Annotated in this window: 15 protein-coding genes; 5 read left to right on the top strand and 10 right to left on the bottom strand. The window is 70.1% G+C overall.

Annotated features, from left to right (window positions below):
- Nucleotides 1-112 precede the first annotated feature (112 nt).
- Nucleotides 113-448 carry a hypothetical protein gene (locus tag ACFXBC_RS21285; protein WP_385026484.1) on the bottom strand — a complete coding sequence of 112 codons (336 nt, stop codon included), beginning with the start codon at nt 446-448 and terminating at the stop codon, nt 113-115.
- A gap of 573 nt (nt 449-1,021) precedes the next feature.
- Here ACFXBC_RS21285 and ACFXBC_RS21280 point away from each other — a divergent pair.
- The 4 genes from ACFXBC_RS21280 (at nt 1,022) to ACFXBC_RS21265 (ending at nt 7,248) form a co-directional block, all read left to right on the top strand.
- A complete protein-coding gene (locus tag ACFXBC_RS21280; protein WP_385026482.1) occupies nt 1,022-2,464 on the top strand; it encodes a carboxylesterase/lipase family protein in 1,443 nt (480 codons plus the stop codon).
- Between the two features lie 333 nt (nt 2,465-2,797).
- On the top strand, nt 2,798-5,629 hold the full coding sequence (locus ACFXBC_RS21275; protein WP_385026493.1) for a DEAD/DEAH box helicase: 2,832 nt from the start codon (nt 2,798-2,800) through the stop codon (nt 5,627-5,629).
- The gene (locus ACFXBC_RS21270) at nt 5,626-6,795 is read left to right on the top strand and encodes an SWIM zinc finger family protein (protein WP_385026479.1); all 1,170 of its coding nucleotides are present in this window, start codon (nt 5,626-5,628) and stop codon (nt 6,793-6,795) included. The genes ACFXBC_RS21275 and ACFXBC_RS21270 overlap by 4 nt, the downstream gene beginning before the upstream one ends.
- Before the next feature lie 36 nt (nt 6,796-6,831).
- Nucleotides 6,832-7,248 (top strand): hypothetical protein, encoded by a 417-nt coding sequence (locus ACFXBC_RS21265; protein ID WP_385026476.1) that lies wholly within the window; start codon nt 6,832-6,834, stop codon nt 7,246-7,248.
- A 213-nt stretch (nt 7,249-7,461) separates the two neighbouring features.
- On the opposite strand, the gene ACFXBC_RS21260 is transcribed toward ACFXBC_RS21265, so the two are convergent.
- The 8 genes from ACFXBC_RS21260 to ACFXBC_RS21225 form a co-directional block, all read right to left on the bottom strand.
- A complete protein-coding gene (locus ACFXBC_RS21260; protein WP_385026473.1) occupies nt 7,462-9,396 on the bottom strand; it encodes a cellulase family glycosylhydrolase in 1,935 nt (644 codons plus the stop codon).
- A gap of 17 nt (nt 9,397-9,413) precedes the next feature.
- Nucleotides 9,414-10,409, bottom strand: coding sequence for a LacI family DNA-binding transcriptional regulator (locus ACFXBC_RS21255; RefSeq protein ID WP_385026470.1), 996 nt, complete (start codon nt 10,407-10,409; stop codon nt 9,414-9,416).
- Nucleotides 10,406-11,233, bottom strand: a complete 828-nt coding sequence (locus ACFXBC_RS21250) for a carbohydrate ABC transporter permease (RefSeq protein ID WP_385026490.1) — start codon at nt 11,231-11,233, stop codon at nt 10,406-10,408. Before ACFXBC_RS21250 ends, ACFXBC_RS21255 begins: the two co-directional genes overlap by 4 nt.
- 24 nt (nt 11,234-11,257) lie before the next feature.
- A complete protein-coding gene (locus tag ACFXBC_RS21245) occupies nt 11,258-12,184 on the bottom strand; it encodes a carbohydrate ABC transporter permease (protein WP_385026467.1) in 927 nt (308 codons plus the stop codon).
- Between the two features lie 12 nt (nt 12,185-12,196).
- Nucleotides 12,197-13,489, bottom strand: coding sequence for an ABC transporter substrate-binding protein (locus tag ACFXBC_RS21240; protein WP_385026464.1), 1,293 nt, complete (start codon nt 13,487-13,489; stop codon nt 12,197-12,199).
- 896 nt (nt 13,490-14,385) lie between these two features.
- Nucleotides 14,386-15,651 carry a type II toxin-antitoxin system HipA family toxin gene (locus ACFXBC_RS21235; RefSeq protein ID WP_385026461.1) on the bottom strand — a complete coding sequence of 422 codons (1,266 nt, stop codon included), beginning with the start codon at nt 15,649-15,651 and terminating at the stop codon, nt 14,386-14,388.
- On the bottom strand, nt 15,638-17,359 hold the full coding sequence (locus ACFXBC_RS21230; RefSeq protein ID WP_385026458.1) for a DUF262 domain-containing protein: 1,722 nt from the start codon (nt 17,357-17,359) through the stop codon (nt 15,638-15,640). The genes ACFXBC_RS21235 and ACFXBC_RS21230 overlap by 14 nt, the downstream gene beginning before the upstream one ends.
- A 1,066-nt stretch (nt 17,360-18,425) precedes the next feature.
- Nucleotides 18,426-18,959: an HAD domain-containing protein gene (locus ACFXBC_RS21225; protein ID WP_385026455.1), complete on the bottom strand. Its 534-nt coding sequence runs from the start codon at nt 18,957-18,959 to the stop codon at nt 18,426-18,428.
- A 60-nt stretch (nt 18,960-19,019) separates the two neighbouring features.
- On the opposite strand from ACFXBC_RS21225, the gene ACFXBC_RS21220 reads away from it, so the two are divergent.
- Complete coding sequence (locus ACFXBC_RS21220) at nt 19,020-21,179, top strand: hypothetical protein (RefSeq protein WP_385026452.1); 2,160 nt, start codon at nt 19,020-19,022, stop codon at nt 21,177-21,179.
- 92 nt (nt 21,180-21,271) lie between these two features.
- On the opposite strand, the gene ACFXBC_RS21215 is transcribed toward ACFXBC_RS21220, so the two are convergent.
- Nucleotides 21,272-22,929 (bottom strand): translation initiation factor 2 (locus tag ACFXBC_RS21215; RefSeq protein ID WP_385026449.1); only part of this gene is annotated, 1,658 nt, incomplete at its 5' end.

The raw sequence follows: 22,929 nt of genomic DNA, 5'->3' as shown, positions 1-22,929 counted from the left end.
CGGTTGTCACGTGCGGTTGTCGCGTGAGGTGGTGGCTGCGACCGTGGCGAGCACGGGAGTGGCCGCCGCGGTCACAGCCGCCACCGCAGCACCCGCCGTGGCCGTCACCGCCTCAGTGGACCAGCTTGTAGCTCTGCCAGGCCCGGAGCGGTGGTGTCACCGTGTTCGTCAGCGTGGTCGCGTTGTACATCGACGGCTTCCCGGTGCATCCGGCGCCGGGATACAGCCACATGTCGATCAGCGTCTTGTTGGCGACGGACGCGGCCCCTCCGCGCGGCAGCGGGTGGCAGCCGGTCACGGACGGATTCGAGACGGTGACGACCTTCGAATCCGGTGTGGTGTACGAGATCGTGCCGACCGCCGAGCGGCTGAGACCGGAACAGCCGGCTACGGCGAACGGCAGGAGCACTGCGCCGGCGATGAGGCCGAGGCGCCGGTGATCGGACATGCGCGGTCCCGTCTGTACGGAGAGTCACTGGTGGGAGCAACCCTGCCCGCTGCCGGACCCCGCGGCATCCGGTGCTGGGCCGAGCGGGGGACCGGGCCCAGTCCCCCGCTCGGCGGTCGCGGTGGTCTCGGCCGGTCGGCCCGGATACTCCAGGCGGCCGATTCCGAGCGGGCAGCGTCGAGATGCGCGGGCCCGCGCTCGGTCCGGAGGCCCGTATGACCCGCCGGAAGCCGGAAGCCGGAAGCCGGAAGCCGGAAGCCGGAAGCCGGAAGCCGGAAGCCGGAGCGGACCAGCCCGCCCGCCGTGTCCGGCGGTAACGAACCAGCCATGAAGGCGAGCCGCTGTGCCGCTTCGACCGCGGCCGCATGTGCGTAGCCGGGCGGGGGGAAGAGTGTGGGGATCGTGGTGTGCCCGGCACCTTCTGCTTTCCGGCCGGGCCCGAGCAGGGGCTTTCCCGGGCGGCCCCGTGGAACGCGCGGTGCCGAACACGCGGTGCCGAACGTGCGCTGTCAAGTGTGCCGTTGGGGGCCAGAACCGAAGAGTGGAGACGCGAACCAGATGGAACCGGTGTGCATGACACGTCAGGGCGCCGTACGCGGCCGGATGGACGACGCGGGGGTGGCATCCTTCCTCGGGATCCCCTACGCGGCACCGCCGTTCGGCCCGCGCCGGTTCCGCGCGCCGGCGCCGCCCGCGCCGTGGCAGGGCGTACGCGAGGCGGACGAACATGGTCCGACCGCGCCCAGAGCGCCGTACACGCCCCCCTTCGACGCCCTCATCCCGGAGGAGCTCGGCAGGGACGGCGAGAACTGTCTCAACCTCGCTGTCTGGACGCCGGAGCCGGGTCCCAACGGTGGGCTCCCGGTCATGGTCTGGCTGCACGGTGGGGCGTTCCAGAACGGCTCGGGGTCGGCGTCCGCCTATGACGGAGGGGCGTTCGCGCGCGACGGCGTGGTCTGTGTGACGGTCAACTACCGGCTCGGTACGGACGGCTTCCTGAGCCTGGAGGGCGCGCCCGACAACCGCGGACTGCTGGACCAGATCGCGGCCCTGGAATGGGTGCACGAGAACATCGCCTCCTTCGGCGGCGACCCCGGCCGGGTCACGCTCTTCGGGGAGTCGGCCGGTGCGATGAGTATCGGCCTGCTGCTCGGAATGGAGCCGGCCCGGGGCCTGTTCCGGCGGGCCGTCCTGCAGAGCGGGGGCGCACACCACTTCCTGCGCCCCCGCTCCGCCCGGCTGATCGCCGCGCGTCTCGCGGAGCGGCTCGGGGTCGCTCCGACCGCCGGGGCATTCGCCGCACTGCCGCTCGCGACGCTGCTCGGCGCGCAGTCGGAGCTGCGCGCCGAGCTCGGACGCCGCCCCGATCCTGAGCTGTGGGGGGAGGCCGCGCTCAACGCGATGCCCTTCGAGCCGGTCGCACCCGGGCTCGCCCTGCCAGGCCCGGACTGCGGTGTCCAGCTGCTCGTCGGCAGCAACCGGGAGGAGAACCGTCTCTTCATGGTCCCGACCGAACGGATGGACACGATCACCGATGAGCGGCTGCGACTGGGTGCGGCGGCGTACGGACTCGACGCGGACCGGGCCCTGGCCGTCTACCGCGCGGGCCGTCCGGGCGCCGCCCCGGGTGAGCTGCTGGACGCGCTGGGGACCGACTGGTTCTACCGGATTCCCGCGCTCCGCCTGGCTGAGGCCGTGCCGGGTTCGTATGTGTACGAGTTCGGCTGGCGCTCACCGCAGTTCGGCGGGCGGCTCGGCGCCTGCCACGCCGTCGAACTGGGCTTCGTCTTCGACCGGCTGCATGATCCGGCCTATCTCCCGATGCTCGGGAGCCACCCGCCGCAGGCCCTGGCGGACACGGTGCACGGCGCCTGGGTGGCCTTCGCGGAGACCGGCGACCCGGGGTGGCCGGCGTACGGGCCGGAGGACCGCACCACGATGGTCTTCGCCGACGAGTCAGGCCCGGTCGACGATCCGCGTCCCGGAGAGCGGGCCCTGTGGGACGGGGTGCGCTGAGCCGGTCCGCGGTCCCGCGGACCCTGCGGTCCCACGGCCCTCAGCCCAGTCCCGCCCGGTGCCGGGAGCTCTTCCGGGGGGCTGGTAGCACCCCGGCCCGGTCGCCGCAGCACGCGGCCGGACCGGGCTGTCGGACCCCCGACCTACACTCGCAGAGAGGTGGGGACCAGGGCGGAGAGGCAGGTGAGCGGGGTGCGGCGGACAGCGGAACAGGCAGGGCAGACGCAGGGGCGGAGTCAAGGGGGGACACAGGGGCGGGCGCAGGGCCAGGCCCAAGGCCGGGCGCAAGGAGCGTTCGGCGGCGCCGGGACCGAGGCGCTCACCCGGCGGGCCGTGGTCTTCCTGCCCGCCGCCCTGCCTCGCGAGGGAGCCTTCGCCTTCTGGGACCCGGAGGGCGAGGCCGCGGGCTCCGACGAGCTCGTGGTCGTGAGGCGGCATGGCTCGGCGGTCCGTCGCCGTACCGTGTCCGCCGTACTGCTGCCCCTCACCGACGCGCTGCCGCTCCTGGTCGCCGCCCGGCACTCCCCGGTCGCCCATCCCGCCGCCCGCTGCTGGAGCGCGGCGGCGCTGCACGCCCTGCAACTGGCGGCGCGGGGGCGCTTCCTGCCCGGACTGACCGCCGACGACCACGACGCCTGGCGGGCGGGCCCGCTCGACGCGGAGGATGTCGCGCATCTGCGTGCGGTGGCCGCCGCCATGCCGCCCGATGCGTACGCCGTCCCGCTTCCCGGCCGCACACCGCTGGAGCTCCCCGAGCCCGAGGCGCTGCTCAGATCGTTCTACGACGCCGTCGCCGACACCCTGCCACGCACCCCGGCCGCGCCCGCCGCTGCCGGAGCCGCCTATGCCGCCCGCGCACCGCAGCGGCTGCCGGGGCTGCGGGAGTGGGCCGCCGAGGTGGCGGCCGGGGCGGACGCGGGCGTACAGGTCTCGCTCCGGCTCGACCTCTCCGGCTACGAGCTGTTCGACCGGGCCGACGATCCGCCCGCCCCCACTGACGAAGCCGCCGACGAGACCGGCACCACCGAAGAGACCGGAGCGGCCGGTCGTGCTCCGGCCCGGGAGCGGCGGGCCGCAGCGGCCGTCGTCCAGGTGCACAGCCTCGCCGATCCGACCCTGGTGGCCGACGCGGGGCGGCTCTGGGCCGGCGAAGGCCATGAGCACTTCGGGCCCCGGGTGCGGATCGACGCCGTACTGGCACTGCGGCGCGCCGCGCGGGTCTGGCCACCGCTGGCCGGGCTCCTTGACCGGCCCGTGCCCGACGTACTGCCGTTGTCCGAAGACGAGTTGTACGAGCTGCTCGGCCCGGCCGCCGCACGGCTCGCAGCGGCGGGCGTGGCCGTGCACTGGCCGCGTGACCTGGTCCGGTCGCTGTCCGCGACAGCCGTCGTCAGACCCGCGCCCGGCTCGGCCACGGACGGCAGCCCCTTCTTCGACGCGGAACAGCTCTTCTCGTTCAGCTGGCAGCTGGCCATCGGCGACGACCGGCTGACCGAATCGGAGATGGACCTCCTGGCCGAGGCGCACCGCCCGGTCGTGCGCCTGCGCGACCAGTGGGTCGTCATCGACCCGGCGCTCGTACGGAAGGCCCGCAAGCGGGAGCTGGGGCTCCTCGCGCCGGTGGACGCGCTGTCGGCGGCCCTGACCGGAAGCGCCGATGTGGACGGCGAGCCGGTCGAGGCGGTCCCGGTCGGCGCGCTCGCGGCCCTGCACTCCAGGCTCACGTCCGACACCGCCCCGCTGCCACAGCCCCAGGGCCTGGACGCCACCCTCCGCGACTACCAGCTGCGCGGCCTCGGCTGGCTCGACCTGATGACCTCACTCGGCCTCGGCGGCTGTCTCGCCGACGACATGGGCCTCGGCAAGACGATCACGCTCATCGCGCTCCATCTGCACCGCGCCCGCCCCGAGCCCACGCTGGTGGTCTGCCCCGCCTCACTGCTCGGCAACTGGCAGCGCGAGATCGCCCGCTTCGCCCCCGGCGTGCCCGTCCGCCGCTTCCACGGCACCGACCGCTCACTGGCCGGTACCGACGGCGGTTTCGTGCTGACGACCTACGGGACGATGCGCACCAGCGCCGCCGCACTGGCCGGGCACCCGTGGGGCATGGTCGTCGCCGACGAGGCGCAGCACATCAAGAATCCCCACGCGGCCACGGCGAAGGCCCTGCGCACCATCCCCGCTCCGGCACGGGTCGCGCTCACCGGCACTCCCGTGGAGAACAACCTGTCCGAACTGTGGGCGCTCCTCGACTGGACGACCCCCGGACTCCTCGGACCGCTGAAGACGTTCCGTGCCCGCCACGCGAGGATCGTCGAGAACGGTGAGGAGGACGGGGCGGTCGAGCGGCTGGCCCGGCTCGTCAGACCGTTCCTCCTGCGCCGCAGGAAGTCCGACCCCGGCATCGCCCCCGAGCTGCCGCCGAAGACGGAGACCGACCGCCCCGTCCCTCTCACCAGGGAACAGGCATCGCTCTATCAGGCGGTCGTCCGCGAGTCGATGGCGGTCATCGAAGCCGGTGAGGGCCTCGGCAGGCGCGCCCAGATCATGAAGCTGCTCACCGCGCTCAAGCAGATCTGCAACCACCCGGCGCAGTATCTGAAGGAGGGGCCCTCCCGGCTCGCCGGACGCTCGGGCAAGCTCGCCCTCCTCGACGAGCTTCTCGACACCATCCTCGCGGAAGGCGGCTCCGGCGGCGCCGTCCTGGTCTTCACCCAGTACGTGTCGATGGCCCGGCTGCTCTCCGACCACCTCACAGCCCGTGGCATCGCCTCTCAGCTGCTGCACGGCGGGACGCCCGTGGCCAGGCGCGAGGAGATGGTGGACCGCTTCCAGGCGGGGGAGTGCCCGGTCTTCCTGCTCTCCCTCAAAGCGGCCGGCACCGGGCTGAACCTCACCAGGGCGGGCCATGTCATCCACTTCGACCGCTGGTGGAACCCGGCCGTCGAAGAACAGGCGACCGACCGGGCCTACCGCATCGGCCAGACCCAGCCGGTGCAGGTCCACCGGCTGGTCACGGAAGGCACCGTGGAGGACCGGATCGCCGAGATGCTGACGGCCAAGCGTGCGCTGGCCGACGCGGTGCTCGGCTCAGGAGAGAGCGCCCTCACCGAGCTGGGCGACGCGGAACTGGCCGACCTGGTGTCCCTGCGGAGGCCCGCATGAGCGGCAGCTGGTGGGGAGAGGCATGGGTCGCCGCCCTGGAAGCGCTGTCGCTCGACCCGGGACGCCTCGAACGGGGCAGGAGATACGCGGACGGCGGCCATGTCGCCGCGGTGAACGTCGCGCCCGGCCGCATCCTCGCCTATGTGCACGGCAGCCGCCCGCGCCCCTACCGGGCCGAACTGCGCGTGCGTACGCTCTCGGGCGGCGACTGGGACCACTTCCTGGAGGCCGCCGCCGCCCAGCCGGGGCACATCGCCGCGCTGCTCGACAAGGACATGCCGCACTCGCTGGTCGACGCGGCGGCCGAGGCCGGGGTCGCCCTGCTCCCGGCACCGGGTGATCTCGTCCCGTCCTGCACCTGCCCGGACAGCGGCCGCCCCTGCAAGCACGCCGCCGCCCTCTGCTACGAGACGGCCCGGCTCCTCGACTCCGACCCGTTCGTCCTGCTCCTGATGCGCGGCCGGAGCGAGCGCGAACTCCTCGATGAACTGGCCAGACGCAGCGCGGCCAACTCCGCACGGGAGCAGCCCCCCGCACCACCGGCCCCCGGCGTCCCCGCCCGCGATGCGCTCGTCCCGCGCCTTCTGCCACCCCTTCCCTCGCCCCTGCCCACCGGGCCGTACCCCGGCCGCCCGCCCGGCTACCCCGAGGCACCCGGAGCGCCCGATCCCTCGGCTCTCGACGACCTGGCCACCGACGCCGCCGCGCGCGCCCATACGCTGCTCACCACCGGCGCCGACCCCGTGAGCGGCCTCACCCCGTGGCAGGACGCGGTCCGGCTGGCAGCGGCCCGGCCCACCGCAGGACTCACCGCCACCACCCGCACCCTCTACCGCGATCTCGCGACGGCCACCGGCCGCACCCCGACCGACCTGGCGCGCGCGGTCGCCGCCTGGCGGCAGGGCGGCGCCGAAGGACTGGCCGTACTCGAAACCCCCTGGGATCCGCCCGCCGGACCCTTCGACCGGGCCCGCCCCGCCCTGGCCGCCGCCGGGCTGCCACGCTTCCAGCCCTCGCGCAACCGGCTGACCGTGCCCGGCGGCGCCCTTCAGCTCCGCTTCGGCCGGGACAGCCGCTGGTACGCGTACGAATCCGACCCGGGGCGTGACGACTGGTGGCCCCGCGACGCGCCGCACGCGGACCCGGTGGAGGCGCTCCGGCGCTAATCTTTGACGAAGTCCGGACCGACACAAGGGGGCACGGTGGACGCGGAGTTGACGGCGCTGGTGACGGCGGGGGCGACCACGCTCGTACAGCAGATGGCGACCGATGCCTGGTCGCGTACCCGGGACCGGGTGGCTGCCTTCCTGGCGCGCCGCGGTGGCACGGACGCCACGGCGGTCGCCGCCGAACTGGACGCGGTCCGCGCCGAACTGGCGGCGGCCCGGCGGGAGGGCGACGAGGAGGCCGCCGCCGACGTACAGGGGGAGTGGCGGATGCGGATGCGACGTGCGCTGCTCGCCGACCCGGACGCGGCAGCCGAACTGCGGGCCCTGCTGGACGAGCTGGCGCCACCGGCGCCCGGTTCCGTCCGGAACAGCATCAGCGGCGGCACCCAGCACGGCACGGTGGTCCAGGCCGGAAACATCGAGAACCTGCGCTTCGGCGGGCAGGTCTGAACGCCGAAGCGTGAACGCGGCGCAGGTGCGCTCGGCCGCGCCGGCCACTGCACGTACCGGCCAGGGCCCGCGACGCACCGGTCCCGGCCACGGCCACGCACGGGCCCGGCCACGCACCGGCCCCGCCACGCACCGGCCCCGGCCCCGCACTGGCCCCGGCCACGGCACGCACCGGCGCCCCGGCGGGGCGATGCCCCCGCCGGTTCCCGGTCGTCAGCGCAGTTCGAGCACCTGGACCCCGTACGGCTCCAGCGTCACCTCGGGCGATTCCGTTCCCGTGCCGAGGCCGAAGAAGCGTCCGCCGCCGGGCCGTACGGTCAACTCATCCGGTGACTGGCTGACCAGCCAGACGAAGCGCCGGCCGTCCTCATGGACCAGCACATCGGCGCTGACGTACGGGGAGTCCACCGTCACCGTCCTGACCACCCCCGCGACCTCTGCCAGGGCCTCGTACAGCCGGTGCGTCTGCTCGGGGTTGACGCGCGCCGTGCGGGCCGCCATGTGTTCCAGCGGATAGGTGGCCAGCACGGTCCGGCCCGCCCCGGTCTCGTTCACCAGGAGCGCCGGCCGGCCGTGCGCGTCGGTCGCGACCACCCGGGCGGTCACCGGTACGACGGGCAGATAGGCGATGCTGTCCTCGTTCCCCGCGACCGGGAAGCGCAGCGTCTCACCGGCCTTCAGCGGACCGAAGTCCTCGGTGAAGGTCAGGTCGAGGACCGTGTCCTCGATCGGCTCGGCCACCCCGTACGACAGCTGGTGCTCCACCCCGAAGAGCCCGTCCAGGTCGTGGAACCACGGGCCCCGGGTCGCCGGATGCTCGCCCGAGCAGAACGACAGATAGACGGTCGCCCCCTCCCGGGCCCGCCGCTCCAGATCACGCCGGGTCCTCGTCGTCAGCTGACGGGTCGAAGGCAGCAGATACAGCTGTACGTCATGGCCGGCGAGCCCGTCCGCCTCCCGTACGAACCCGACCGGCAGATCGGCGCCGTGCGCGGCGACGTACCCCTGCTGGAGCGAGGAGAAGATCAGCGGGCGGTCCGCCGGCCTGCTGTACGGGTAGCCGCGCTCCAGAAACGCCGGGACGACCAGCGCTGCCCCGGCGTCCGCGCGCCGGCAGCGGGCGAAGTCGACCTGGTCCAGCACGGTGGCGAAAGCGGCGAGTTCCCGCAGCGGCTCCTTCGGACGCCCCTCGCCGTCCGTGATGCCGAAGTGCATCTCGAAGGGGTGGTGGTCGTACGGAGACTGGTCCCACAGGGCGTCGTAGTCGGTGTTGTTCCAGGCGATCCAGCCCGTCGCCCCGCCCAGCAGTGAATTGTGCAGCGTCTGGCGGTAGTACACCCCGGCGTTGCGCGCCGACACGGTGTCCGTGGACAGCCCGAACTCCTCCAGGACCACCGGCTGCCCGGTCACCGATGCGAGTTCGCACTCGAAGGCCGCCCGGTAGTGCTGGCGGACCACATCGGTGTCGGAGCGGTACACGTGCGGCCCGACGAAGTCGACGTACTCGGCGGTCTCGCGCAGCGAGAATCCGTTGTCGCGCCCGGTGACCTCCTGCCCCCAGGCGCCGTCGCCGAGCGAGACCGGCTGGGTGCCGCCCGCCGCCCGCACGGCGTTGCACATCGACTGCGCCCACGCCGTCACCACGTCCGACGAGGGCGGGTCGACCTGGTAGATCCGCCCGTACCCCGGCATCTCATTGGTGATCAGCCAGCCCGTGACGGCCGGGTGGTCCTTGAAGCGCCGGGTCATCTCGCTCGCGAACCACGCCTGCCGCCCGACCATCCACACGTCCTCGTACAGATCGCGTCCCGCGCGCCAGACCGGGTCCCAGTTCTCACCGGACATATGGCCGACGATGAAGGTGGGGACCGTGCCCATCCCGTACTCGCCGTGCGCGTCCAGGAAGTCCCGGAAGCGGTCGCAGAGTTCCTCGTCGATCCGGTGCGGCTCGGGGTGGAAGTCGGGCCAGTAGAAGAACGACCGGGTCATGTTGAGCCCGTGCCCGCGCAGCACGGCGAGCTCCTCGCGCACCACTCCCGGGTCGTAGTTCCGCCACATCAGGGGCCCGCCGGTGCGGGACCAGAAGTTGGCACCGAGCCAGGGCAGAACGGCGGGGTCGTGGGCGAGCTGGGCGCTGTGGCGCTGCATGTGTCGTGCTCCAGAGATCAGACGGGACCGGTCGACTCGCGTACGACGAGGCGGGGTTGTCCGGTGAGGGGTTCGGGGGGTACGTCCTCGCCGCACCGCGCGAGCAGCGCACGCGCGGCCGCCGCGCCGGCCCGCTGGACATACTGGTCGACCGTGGTCAGCCGGGGATGGATCCAGCGGCCGACGGGCAGATTGTCGTAGCCGACGACGGAGAGCTCTGCGGGCACGGAGAGCCCGGCGCGCTGCGCGGTCCCGATGCCGCACACCGCCATCGAGTCGTTGGCGAAGACGAGGGCGGTCGGCCGCGGGTCCAGGCCGAGCAGCCGTTCGGTGGCGGCGGTGGCCGCCGCCTCGGTGAAGTCCGTGTGGACCACCGCGACCGGGGCCAGACCCGCCGCGGCCAGGGACTCCTCGAAGACCTGCTGCCGGAAGCGTGTGTGCAGCAGCCCGGTCGGCCCGGTGACATAGGCGATGCGCCGGTGGCCGAGGTCCAGCAGATGGCGGACCGTTTCGCTGACCCCGTTGCCGTCGGCCGTGCCCAGCAGGACCGCGGGCAGGCCGAGCCGTTCCAGCAGAGGTGGCCGCGGATCGTCGGCCCGGTGCTCGGTCAGCACCGCCCCGTCGACCCGGCCCTCGGCGGCGAGCCGTTCGTAGAGGGCCGTCTCCTCGCGTACACCGCCGGTCAGATGCAGCAGCAGCCCGTACCCGCGCGGCGACAGCTCACTCTCCAGACCCGTGATCAGCTCGGAGAAGTGCAGGTCGGTGCCGAGGACATCGGTGGGACGGCGTACGACCATCGCGACCGTGTGGGTACGGGACCTACGCAGCGCGCTCGCCGACGCGCTCGGCGACCAGCCCAGCCGCCCGGCCGCCTCCAGGACCCGGCGCCGGGTCGGCTCGGAGATCCGGCCGGTGTTGTTGAAGACCTTGGACACGGCCGCCGTGGAGACCCCGGCCTGCGCGGCGACGTCCTTGATCGTGGGCCGTGCACCGGCCGCGGGCGCCGCGCTCACATCTTCACCGCGCCGCTGACCAGGGCCTGCTGCATCCGCCGCTGCAGCAGCGTGTACATGATCCAGACGGGTACGAGGGTGAGGACCGTACCGGCCGTGAGGATCCCGTAGTCCGTGCCGATCTGCGACTTCAGGGTGGGCAGGGCGACCTGGATGGTCCGCAGGTCCGGGTCCGGACCGATGATGATCAGTGAGTAGAGGTACTCGTTCCAGAAGGTCAGGAAGTTCAGCAGCAGCACCGTCGCGATGCCCGGCATGCACATGGGTGTGTAGACATGCCGCAGTACGCCGAAGGTCGACGCGCCGTCGATCCGGGCGGCCTCCTCCATCTCCGGCGGGATGGTGCGCATGAACTGGATGAGGATCACCACCGACAGCGGCATCGCGGTGGCGGGCAGGAACAGCACCATGAACAGCCGGGTGTGGAAGAGCCCGGTCGCCGCGGAGAGCAGGAAGGTGGGGAAGAGCGCGGCGAAGGTGGGGATCAGGAATCCGAGCGAGAAGACCCTCTCGATGGCGGCGCCGACCCGGCCCCGCGCACGGGCCAGGGAGAACGCGGCGGGAATGGCGAGCCCCAGCGTCAGCGCCAGCGAGAACACCGTGACGATCCCGGAGTTGAGGATCGCCATCCCCAGATCGGCGCTCTCGAAGGCGGTACGGAAGTTCCCGAAACCGAACGAGGCCGGCGGGGCGAGCGGGTGCGCGAAGATCGCCTCGTTGGACTTGAACGCCGACGCCAGGAAGTAGTACAGCGGGACGGCGAGCAGGACGGCGTACGCCCACACCAGAATGTGCGCGGGGAGCCAGGACTTTCTGAACTTCATGGTGGCCATGGGGTCGGGCTCCGATCAGTAGCTCTGGCGGAAGGCGCGGCGGATGGCGAGCAGCCCGGCGAGCCCCGCGAGGAAGAGGACCACGCCGACGGCCTGGCTGTAGCCGAGGTCGCTCTCCATGAAGGCCTTCTCGTAGACGAGGAAGGAGAGCGTGGTCGAGGAGTTGGCCGGTCCGCCCTGGGTCAGCAGCAGCACCTGCTGCGCGGAGCCGAAGAGCGTCCAGAGGAACTGGAGCATCGTGACGACACCCACGTACTCCCTGATGACCGGGAAGTGGATGCGCCACATGGTGCGCCAGTGCCCGGCGCCGTCCAGCTGCGCCGCCTCGCCGATCTCCTCGGGCACGCTGTCGAGGCGCGCGGCGAAGAGGACCGCGGTGAAGCCGATTCCGGCCCAGACGTCCAGGGCGATCAGACAGTAGAGCGCGGTGTCGGGGTTGGCGAGCCAGGCGTCGGTCACCGAGCCCAGGCCGACGGACTTCAGGAAGCCGTTGACCAGACCGTCCGGGGAGAGCGCCGCGTAGAAGACCATCGCCTTGGCCGGGGTGGAGATGAGCCCGGGGACGAACAGCAGATAGCGGACCACCCGGTGGCCCGGCGGCTTCTGGGCGACGTAGTAGCCGACCATATAGGCACAGACGATCATCACCGGAAGCGCGATGACCATCTGCAGACCGGTATTGCGCACAGCCTGCCAGAAGACCGGATCGTCGAAGAGGGCGCGGAAGTTGTCGGCTCCGGCGAAGGACGTCGGCTGGAGCATGCCGGGCCAGCGCAGCGCGGCGATGACGAAGATCGCGGCCATCGGGCCGACCATGAAGACCAGGTACCAGGCCAGGGCGGGCAGCGCCAGGATCGTGGTGCGCGGACCGCGCTGCTTGCGCGGCGCGGCGGGCGGGGCGGCCGGCCGGGAGGCGGGCCTGACGGACGAGGTCATCGTCATGGGGGTGCCTCCTCAGGCGTTGCGGTAGGCGCCCTGGAGCGCGCTGAGAATACGGCGGGAGCCGACGCCCGGGGTGAAGGCGGTGCTGGTGGCCTGGATCATCGGCTGGACGGCCGACGGCGGTACGTAGAGATCGGGCAGCACGACCTGGCTGACGCTGTCACCGAGTTGCTGCGCCTTGGCGACCAGCGGGAACCGGTCGCTGAGGGTGTCCGTCCGCACCGCCATGTCCCGGCCGCCCTCCTTGATGAACCGGTCGACGACCTCCGGCCGGTACATGAAGCGGACGAACTTCTCCACGGCCTCGATCTTTCCGGTGCCGTTGGGGCTGACCCAGAACCCGGAGACGGTGAAGGTCCGCAGGATGGTCGGCTTGTCGTGCACAGCGCCGGGCGGCAGCGGCCAGCCGCCGACGTCGGTATGGCCGGCAACGTTGTCAGGGACGCGGGCCAGTGCGGAGGACATCGCCGACTGGATGGCGGCGGCCCCGGTGTTGAACTGGGTGGTCATCGAGTCGGTGGTGAGCCCCTGGGCCTTGTCGGTGAAGACCCCGGCGTCCCGCAGCTCGACGAAGTACTCGATGCCTTCCCTGGCCCCCTTGATCCCGCTGAAGTCACCGGTGGCGTAGAGCTTCTTGGCCTCGTCCGCGGTGAGGAAGGACTGGATGATCTGGGCGAGGAGCTTCTGCCCGGTCCAGTCGTTGCCGCCGATGGTGACGGGGGCCCTGCCCTTGGCACGCAGCTTCTTCGCGGCGGCGATCAGGGCGTCCCCGGTGAGCGGGATGTCCTCGACACCGGCCCCGCGCATCAGAGCGCGGTTGAAGGCGACGGGCCAGTTGCTCGCGATGTACGGGAGGGCGCGCAGCCGGCCCTTCTCGTCGGTCCACTCGTCGAGCGCGGCGGGCAGGATGCGTTGGCGCAGATCCCAGTCGTCGAGATAGCCGTTGACGGTCACGGTGGCGCCGAGCTCGGTCCAGGAGACGGTCTTGTCGTAGAGGTTGACCATCACGACGTCGGCCTCCTTGCGCGCCAGTCGCGAGGTCTCGTAGACCTGTCCCAGCTCGTCGCCGTTGATCAGGCTCTTGACCTTGAGCCCGGGGTTCTCCTCACGGAACATGTCGAGGACGGCCCGGTAGGTCGCGGAACCGGGCGCGGTGCCGCCCAGCGAACTGTGGACGACCAGGGTGTCCGGATCGGACTCGTCCCCTCCGGCCAGTCCGCACCCGGAAAGACCGGGCACGGCGGCACCGGCGGCGACGGCGGCGCCCGCAGACATGAACCCACGGCGACTCAGCATGGAACGCACGGCGTGCGGCCTCCTACGGGGGAGCAGGGGAGGGGGACCCAGGAGGTGGTTGACCGATAGTGGTTAATCGATATACCTGCGAGGTGCGAGCACCGTACGAGGCGAGGGGGGAGCGGTCAACCCCCCGTTGCACATGGTGAGTGGGCCCGCTGGCCCATCTGCTTTGTCTCAAATAAACAATTTTGGACTAACCAGTTCTTGGCAGCAGATCAGACAGCTGCCAGTAGGGGCTCAGGAAGTGATTCAATTCGCCGTGGCAGAAGATGGCCAAGGTGCCCGCGGCTGAGTTACGGCTACGGAAAGAAAGGAGTGTGCACGCTGCAGCTCGCCATCTCATTCGACGCCTGGGCGTTGGGTTTCGTTCTGGCGGAGTGCTGAGCTGCCGTATGTGACGCCTTGTGGAGCTGACATCGCTTAGGACCACGAGTGAAAATCGATAGGGCTGTTGATCGTCTGACCGTCCTGGTGGCTCTGCCCACGGCGTCGTGCAGGGTATGTCACTTCGGGCGAACGTACTGCAAGGCTGTAGGGGAGAGCGGGAGCCCTATTTCCGCCTCAAGGGGCGGGCATGAAGTTGGAGTTGCAGGGACTCGGGCGTGACGGCTCGGCTGCCATGGCCTTGCGTACGTTGTCGTACCGTCGGCCGGTGACGGGTAGAGCAGGCTCAATCAGGTAGACGGTCCAGTGCGAGGCAAGAGCGAGCGGGGTAGGGGCCTGCCCACCGGAGACCTTGATGCGGTGGCTCTCTCTGGGGCCTCTTGAACTTGAAAGTCTCGTTCCGGTTCAAGTGATGGGAGTCAGGCTCATTCGAGAGTGACCGTCGATTGACGGTCAGCTCGTACTCGCCGGGGACGAAAATGTATGCTGGGGCACCGATTTGGCAACGGCAATCCGTGCTACTTGGTTCCCAGCAGAGCCTGTGCCCGGGCATTGATCCAGTCAGAAATTCCCTGCTGCAGGGGCGGGTTGGCATTGAGCTGGTGTTTATATTCCGGCCACAGGTCTCGCACACGCATAAAGACGTCCGCAGCCACCGACTGAAGATCGGCATCCGTGCGACCCAGACGATGGTCGAGTCGTGCTTCGAGATTTCTGAACGACGCCAGCCGCACCCTGTCGAATCGCTTGCTGCCATCGAGCTTCAGACCGAGGTCCTCAGGCTCGTCGGCGGGTCTGTAGAAAACCGTCGACACCAGGTCGTAGGCCGGAGACAGTGCAGGAACGATCTTGTCTCGGTAGATCAGGGACCAGTTCTTGAGATGTGCGTCGCCGTTGCCCACGGCGACGGAGAAAGCGATTCGGCGTGCCACCTCGCGCAATGACGTCAGATCGTGCCCGCGATAGGCAATAGCCCCGACGGTCTCGAAGGTGCTTTGGTACTTCTCGACCGGGCCCGGAAACTTGTTCCTTACCTGTGCGAAGTCTTCGATGTGCACCGGCGTGCGGCGCTCGTCGGGCAGCCGGTCGAAGCGGCGCACTGCATATGCCATTACCTCTCCGTTTGGCCACATCCGGTCGGGAACTCGATCCAACTCGTCGCGGTGAAGTAGTTTCACCTCCGGAACATCGATTCCCGCAGCTTTCGCGAGCGTCATCATAGTGTATTCGTTACGTGGTGCATCCGCATGACGGTAGTCAGGGAACTTGACCAACCAGTCACCATACTCGCCGGCACCCGGCACTGTGAGCCGGTCGCCCTGGGCCAGCATGGAGAGCTTGAGTGCTACCCCCGCGAGCGAAAAGCGCCAGGGTGAGGGTGTAGAAGAGGAACCGGCTCCACCCTGCGAATCGGCTACGCTGTCCGGCCATTCCCAGGTGTCGTCGGGGCCGGCTGCGGGCAGGACCTGAACGGCACCGGGGAGATCATGGCCCACCTGAGCCAATAGCTCCATTTCGCGGTCCAGGGAGACACCCCTGTCCAGGGCGATCCATTCTCTCAGCGGGCCTTCAGGCAACAGGTTGGAGAACCACGGCGGGAGACGAAGCGCTGTCGCGTACGGTTTGGTGAGGTTTTCCTCGAAATACAGCCCCAATACAGGACGACGGCTCGCGCCGAGATAGGAGTCGTTCAGGACGAACCGTGTGTAGTCGCCTTTCTGGCACAGCGTTCCGATACGTGCACCGTGCAGCAGGGCGGCGTAGAACTTCTCAGGCAGTGGCATCGGGGAGCTCTGTCCACTCGTCGTCGTCCACGTCGTCGAAGTCGAGTTCCCGCAGCGCGGGTGTGTCTTCATGGTCCCATTCCGCCATGCGGTCCAGGAAGCTCGCTAGTTGGTGGTTGATAAGGCGCTGCCGGCGATCTAGGAAGACGTCTGGCTGATTGCTACTCAAGCTTTGGATCGCTTGGTCATCCAAGCAGTACGAGCCCAGGACGGCAGCCCAAGTGGCGTCGTCGAGATCGAAAGGACGCCGAGTGAACCGCATGGGGAACTCACTTGCGGGATCTGTGGTGCTCGGCACGAACAATCTGTTCGCAGCCCAGAACTGCTGACTCTGCGGAAGGCCGCGCGGGTAGACCCGGTGGACCACAGGAGCTGCGGTTGTCTGGTCAGCGAGTGCTTCCGCCAGGTCGTGCATGTCATAGGGCAGCCCGGACAATGGCGAGCGCGGCTTAAGTTCCCACCAAGAGCAAAGAATGATCTTTGAAATGGCCTCGTTGGTGCGGAACTTGAGTGCACTGGGGACGTAAGGATTCGCGTCTTTCATGGAATCGAGCAACTCTCTTACGGAACGTCGCTCGTCTTGGGGGTGGATGTACTGGCAGAGGACCCTTGCAAGGGAGGTGAAACTTCCTTTGAAGACCGCTGGCCCTGTGAGGACGACACGCCAGTAGACGCGCCGCAACAACTGGAGATGGCGGTCGTCCGGATCCGGAAAATGCGCGAAGAAGCGGGTGAAAACGACGAGCATCGCCTTGTAAGCGACCATAGAAAGGTGTGGGACGCCCGCAGTCTGTTGCAGGAACTCCACTGCGCGAAGGAGTGCGACCTCGCCTTCCGCGAAGGCTGTATCGCGGTCTTCACCGGGAAAATCCGATTTCGCGCGACGCCGCTCGTCGTCGAACTCCAGTCGGATCTCGCGCGACGGGTCGGGCCCACGGCGTGCCAGTATGGCGTGCAGAACCGTGTCGTCGTCGATAGTCCCGAAACCGGTCTGGGACGCGATTTGGTCGGCAATCCGGGAAATGGTGAGACGGTCGTTGGCGCCTTCCTCGTCCCCGGCGAAGAGAGCGGAGAAGATCTCGGCTCGGCTCAGTCGCTTCCCGAAGTTGTTCATCCGGTCGAAAATGTCGGTCAAGGCCTCACGATCCTCCTGTTTAACGAGGTAAACGGGGATCTTGAACTGCCGAAGTCGCTTGGCGACCTGGCGTGCCACAGGGAAATACTCCTTCGCACTCTTACCTGTGCTGTCGAACCAATCCAAGAGCTTGTCAAGATCGAATAGAATACGAGCCGGGATCTGGTGCGGAGAGTGGTGAGTAGGCGGAGCGATGAACTCCTGTTCGGCTAGGTCGTAGTAGACATCGAACGGAGCCCGCTGATTACCATCGGGGTGCAATGAGTTCGCTAGGCTTGTAATGCGCTGCTGGCCGTCAACAACCCAGAGTGCGCTATCAGACTCCGGAGCGTCGATCGATAGCGCCCCGAGAGTCATACGCTGAGCCGGTGAGTGTCGCACCCACAGGAGTAGGCTGCCGATCGGATAGCCGCGGACAATGCTGTCGAACAGGCGGAGGACGTCTTGAGTGCCCCAGCGGAAGTCCCGCTGGAAGTGGGGCACGCGGACGTGTCCGGCCCATGCACGGGGAATTAGATCTTCGAGTTCGTATGTATCGGCGCTGGGCTGGGTATCGAGACCGGCGGTGTTCATGAGAGTCGCCTCGGGGTGTGGGTTGTGGATTGCACATTGACAGTAATGATGGCTGGCATCAACTCGATTCCTCCATGGGGTGGGACGTGTCCTCAGCATGTGGAGTGTCCTACGGTACGAGTGGAGGCCAACGGCCGTCGGTAGTTTCGGCCTCGAGATGAGCGGGAGCGGGCCGACAGTCGTACTGGAGGAGGGGAATGAGGCGCTGTCAGGCGGGGATGGAATGGGAGGCCAGCGGGCTCGATCATCTTGCCGGCGGCTACACCACCGACCGGGGATTCGCTGAGGCGGACCTGTTATATTCTGCTACGCCCAAGCCCTCCCCGTCAGCTGGAAGCCGCACAGCTTGGCAGGGGCCTCGGGGGTCAGCGGCGTCGCACTCACTTCGGACTTGGTCCTTACAGTAGGTCAGCAGTTGCGTCGGGTGAATAAGGCTATCGATGGGCCTGATGTACGTCCTGAGCGTAACTATGAATGCCCCAGGCCTCAGGCCAGTCGGCGATGGACTCGGTGGGCATCCCAGCCTACGGCGCCCGTATGCCCACGGGATAGCGAGAAGCTCTGGCTGTTCTGGCGCGGATGGCAGCAGGCGTACCGATACAGCGGGGTGAACTCCAGGTCGCTCAGGCTCGGGCGGTCTGGATCTCAAGGCTGGGCATGTCGCGGATACCGACGAGTACTTCCTTGCGGAACAGCGCGCTGAACGGGCCTGTCCTGACGGAGTTGGTGTGCCCAGCTCGGGAAACGTCCGGCCTCGGGACATGCTCTGCGGCTGCATTAGGGCGAGTCGGCCCAAACTGTGTGGTCAGCGGTGCGGTGATTGGCCCTGTCGATGAGAATGGCCGTGCCGTGTTGCCTCGCCCATATACCGCGCTCGGGGGACATCGGCAGGAGCTACGTCAGGGAGGCGCTGGGGTGTGGTGTCGGGCAGCCCAATGTGTCGGATCACCCCAAGGACGCGCATAGGGGCGGAGCCTGTAGGCAGTGCCGTCATTATCGAAACTGTTGGCCGTGGACGCGACGACGGCCTCCGGCCATCACAGGTTCTGTCGGCCTTGCCCACCAGTCAGAGCGACTTCGACCAGTCGGTCAGGCAGGTGAAGTCCTTCTCCCGTAAGCCACGTCGGGGGTTGATCCGCAGCAGGAGCGATGGCGCGTCATGGTGCGCCGTGGCATGTGCCGTGTCGAGGTCCGTGATCATGTCGTCCACCCAGGCGAAGGGGCGGCCCGCTGCCCACTCCAGGAGCGGGCGGGTCTTCCAGTAGAGGCCGTCGGGGTCCTTGGCGAAGAGCTCGGGCCATTCGATGACCGGAAGGCTGCCCGGCAGACCGATGACCGGGGCGATCATCTCGTTCGCCTCGTGCATCCAGGTCGTCGCCCAGACGAGTTCGAAGGGGAGTGCGGTGAGGCGGGAGCCGTGCTCCGGGTGGAGCCGGACGCGCAGGCCGCGGCGGTGGCTCCGGGAGCCAGGCGTCTGGCGGGCGAGCCAGTTCGCCGGGTGGAGCCGGTGGGTCGTGTAACCGCGCGGCCGGACGAGCCGGGCGGCGTACGGGTTGAGGGGGCCATCCACGTCGATGAGGAGCAGCGGGCGATCCGTCATGTCACCTGACTTCCCGTTGTGGCGTGCCCCAATGTCAGTGGTACTGCATAGAGTTGATACGTGGTCGAAGAGACGCGGAACAGCGTGAGCGGTCAGGCCAGAGTGGGGACGGTCGTCCAGGCCGGAAGCGTGGGGGAGGTCCACTTTCATGAGAGCGCGGATACGGGCCCCGAGGTGGCCGCTTTCCAGCTGCCGCCCGGCGCCGCGCACTTCGTCGACAGGGACGACGAACAGGCCGCTGTCAGCAGGGCGGTTCGGGAACACCGGGCGACGGCCGGAGGGGCGGCCGGGGGAGCCGGCGGCGGTGGGGCCGAGCGGCCGTTCGTCGTAGCGGTCCACGGGCTGCGCGGCGTCGGCAGGACGGCGCTCGGGGTGCGGCTCGCGCGGGGGCTGGCCGGCGAGTTCCCCGATGCCCTGCGGTTCGTCGACCTCGACGACCACCGCAGGGACGGCGGCGTGGAGACTGCCGAGGTCCTGGGAGAGCTGCTCCGCTCGCTCGGAGTGCGGCCGGACTGGGTGGAGCCGACGTACGCCGGGCGCCGCAGACAGTACTGGGCCCGTACCCAGGGCAGACGTCTGGTCGTCGTGGTCGACAACGTCCGGGTCGGTCTTGAGCTGGAGGAGCTGCTGCCCGCGTCGGCGGAGTGCGTGGTGATCGCCATCAGCCAGGGACGGCTGGACGATCTCAAGGGTGGCCCCGGCCTGGAGATTCCCCTGGGCCCGCTCGGTGATGGGCACGCCGCCCAGCTGCTGCGCGAAATCGCCGACGACCCGCGCTTCTCCACCGAGCCGGCGGCGGCCGAGGCCCTGGCGCGGGCATGCGGGGGCCTGCCCGCCGCACTGGAGGTCGCGGGCGAGTGGCTGCGCAAGCACCGCAGGAGGACACTGCTGCGCCTGGTCGCCCAGCTGACCGACGAGCTCGCGGAGAGGGGGCTCCCCATGGTCGAAGCCGTCTGGGACGCGGCATACGGGGACCTCGGTCCGGAGGCCGCCCGGCTGTACCGGCTGCTCGCGGTGTACCCCGTTCCGTATCTCGCTCCGGAGGCCGTCACCGCACTGTTCGGCGCGGATGCGGATGCGGCCGAGGATGCCCTGGAGGAACTGGAGCGGGCCAGTCTGCTGCTGCCGGGCCGGGGCGGCCGCCCGGTGATGCACGATCTGCTCCGGGCCCACGCGGTGCGCTGCGCGCGCCGGTACGGCGAGGAGGGCGAGGCCGCCGAGGCACGCGGAAGGGTGATCCGCTGGTATCTGCGCCAGGCGCAGCGGGCGGACGAGCTGGCCGCGGGAGCGCGTATGACGTTCGCCGAGCCCGTGCCCGCCGTCGCAGGCGCACCGGATGTCGAGTTCGGGGCGAGCAAGCAGCACGCCCTGCGGTGGCTGGAGGCCGAACGGCTCGCGCTGTACGGATGTGTGCGCGCCGCGTACGCGTACGGCATGGACACAGAGGCCTGGGCGCTCTGCGAACCCTTGTGGACGCACTTCCTCGATCACGCGCACTTCGGCGAGGTGACCGAAGCGTTCCGCACCGGCCGGGACGCCGCCCAGCGGGCCGGACACACCGCCGCCCTGGTGCGCATGCGCTGCCAGCTCGCCCGGCCGCTCTGGGAACAGGGGCGGTACGAGGAGGCGGAGACCGAGGTGGGGCTCGCGGTGAACGGAGCCCGGCTGCTCGGTGAAGCCCCCGCGCCGGCCCGAGCCGCGCTGAAACTGTGGGCGTCCGCGCTGGAGTTCCGTGGCAGGGTCCGTTCCGTACAGGGGGACTGGGCGCGCGCGGTGCCGGACTTCGAGGAGTCACGGGAGATCCACACCCGGATCGGCAACGCGTACGGAGCGCTGCTCCAGAACCACCTGCTGGGACAGGCGGCAGCGGCCCTGGGCGAACTGGACGGGGCAGCAGAGCTGTTGGCGAGGGCCCATGCGACGGCCAGGGAGCAGCAGCGTGAACGGATGACCGCCAGGACCGGTTTTGAACTGGGCCGGGTGCTGCAACGGCTGGCCCGGCACGACGAGGCCGCCGAGCTGTACGCCGCCGCCCTGGTGGGTGCCCGTGAGCGCGGTGCGGGACGGGACGAGGTGCGGATCCTGGAAGCGATGGCCTCACTGGCGGCGGCCTGCGGCGACGAGGAGACAGCGGCTTCGCACCGGGCCTCGGCCGGTGAGATCCGCGAACGGGAGGGCGGCCTGCCCGACGCGGACTCCGACGGGGGCGGCGCGCCGTAATCCGGTCCTTCCCCCGCCCTGCCCGGGCGGGGCGGGGCAGTGTGCCCCGTGCCTGTGCCTCATGCCTGTGCCCCGTGTCTGCCGCGCGGTGGCTACAGTTCGTGCGCCGCTTCGTCGGCGGTGGCCGGCGTCAGGTGCGTACGGTACGTCCGGCCCGCCACCCGGCAGTGCAGGGTGAGCGGGACGCCGGGATGGGGGTTGGCGGTGAGCCAGGCGTGCACGCCGGAGAGTACGGCGGCCGGATCGGTCCGTACGACGGTTCCCTCTCCGGGGGACCCCTCGACGCGGACGGTCAGCAGCGGCGCCTGCGGTCTGCGGAGCAGCCAGCGGCCGGCGGAGAGCTCGACCGCGGCGGTACGGCGTCCCGGGTGGTCGGAGAGGGCGCGCGCGGTCCAGCCGGCCGCCGTCCAGGTGACGGAGTGCGGTGCGGTCAGGAGCGGCGCGGTCAGGTGCGGCCCGGTACGGCGGCGGAAGAGCAGTGCCGCACTCTGGGACTGCGGGACGGTGGCGCGTTCCAACTCGGCCGCGAGGTGGTGGGCCGGAGACTCAGTGGGGGCGGGACGTCGTTCGATGCGGATGTCCTCGCCGTCGACCTCCGTCCGTACCGCGAAGGCGGCTGGGCTGGACACGGCGGGAGTGGGCGGCGGAAGGGGGCGAGCGCTGATCCCGGACGTCGGGGGAGCGATATCGAGTAGCGCGTAGAGCTCGGTCCGCAGCCGGCCCAGGGCCCTGCCCTGTTCGGCGAAGGCCGGGGCGGCCAGCGCGCGGAGCGTGCCCGGGGAGTGAGCGGCAAGGGCCGCTTCCAGAGTGGCCGGTGTGTCCAGGGCCGTTACCCGGCCGAGGAGTTCGGCCATCGGTGTGCCGGGGACGAGTTCGCCGCCGCCGTCGCACGCGGCTGCCATCGGAGTGCCCAGCGCCGCCGCGTAGAGCGCCGTCGAACCGTGGTCGGTGACCACACCGTCGGCCGCCACCAGGACCGAGGCCCACTCCTCGTACGGCCGCGGCAGGATCATCCCTGACGCGAGGGCAGGGGCGAGAGCCTCCCGCAGGTCGTACGCCCCCGCCCTGCTGTGCACGTTCGGATGCAGGATGAGCGCCAACTGGTAAGCGTCGTAGTCGAGTTGCGCGGTCAGCTCAGCAGGCAGCTCCGGCCTCCGCGCCAGCAGGGATTCCGGCCCCCATGTCGAAGTGAGGGCGATGAGCCGGCGGCCTCCGGTCCCGAGGGCGGTGCGGTAGGCGGCCCGGCGTGGAAGTGAGGCGAGCATACGGTCCAGCGCGGGGTCGCCGACCACGGCCGCGCGGGCGGCGGCGGCCGGGCTGCGGGCTGCGAGCCGCGCCACCTGGCCGGGATGGGCGAGCCCGTGCAGCTCGGCGAGGGGCCGGCCGTCGCGCAGCAGCCATACGGGATCGAGCCCGGACGCCGTGTCGTCGGAGCCCTCGTCGGCGAGCGACTTGTTGAAGCCCGCACCGTGCGGAAGCAGGGCGAGCGGCCCGGTCAGCAGGTCCAGATCGCCCTTGGGGCTGGCGGCGACAATCAGGTCGTGGGGCTGCCGCAGGGCCTCCGCCCAGGGGATGGTGGGTGCCCCCGCGTGCTCTATCGCGGCGAGTGCGTCGACGGCGAAGTCCGAGCCGGGGACCAGCGTGAAGCGGCGTTGACCGATCCGGTTGTCACCGGCGAAGACCGGTGCCACATCGAGGAGCCGGTGGAGCGCCGTCGCCGAACGCGCTGCGAAGAGGACGGTCTTCTGCC

The organism is Streptomyces sp. NPDC059398, assembly GCF_042751845.1.
In the GTDB taxonomy this organism is placed as follows: domain Bacteria; phylum Actinomycetota; class Actinomycetes; order Streptomycetales; family Streptomycetaceae; genus Streptomyces.
The sequence above is the reverse complement of the archived record's forward strand: the minus strand, read 5'-3'. Positions and strand labels throughout refer to the sequence as shown.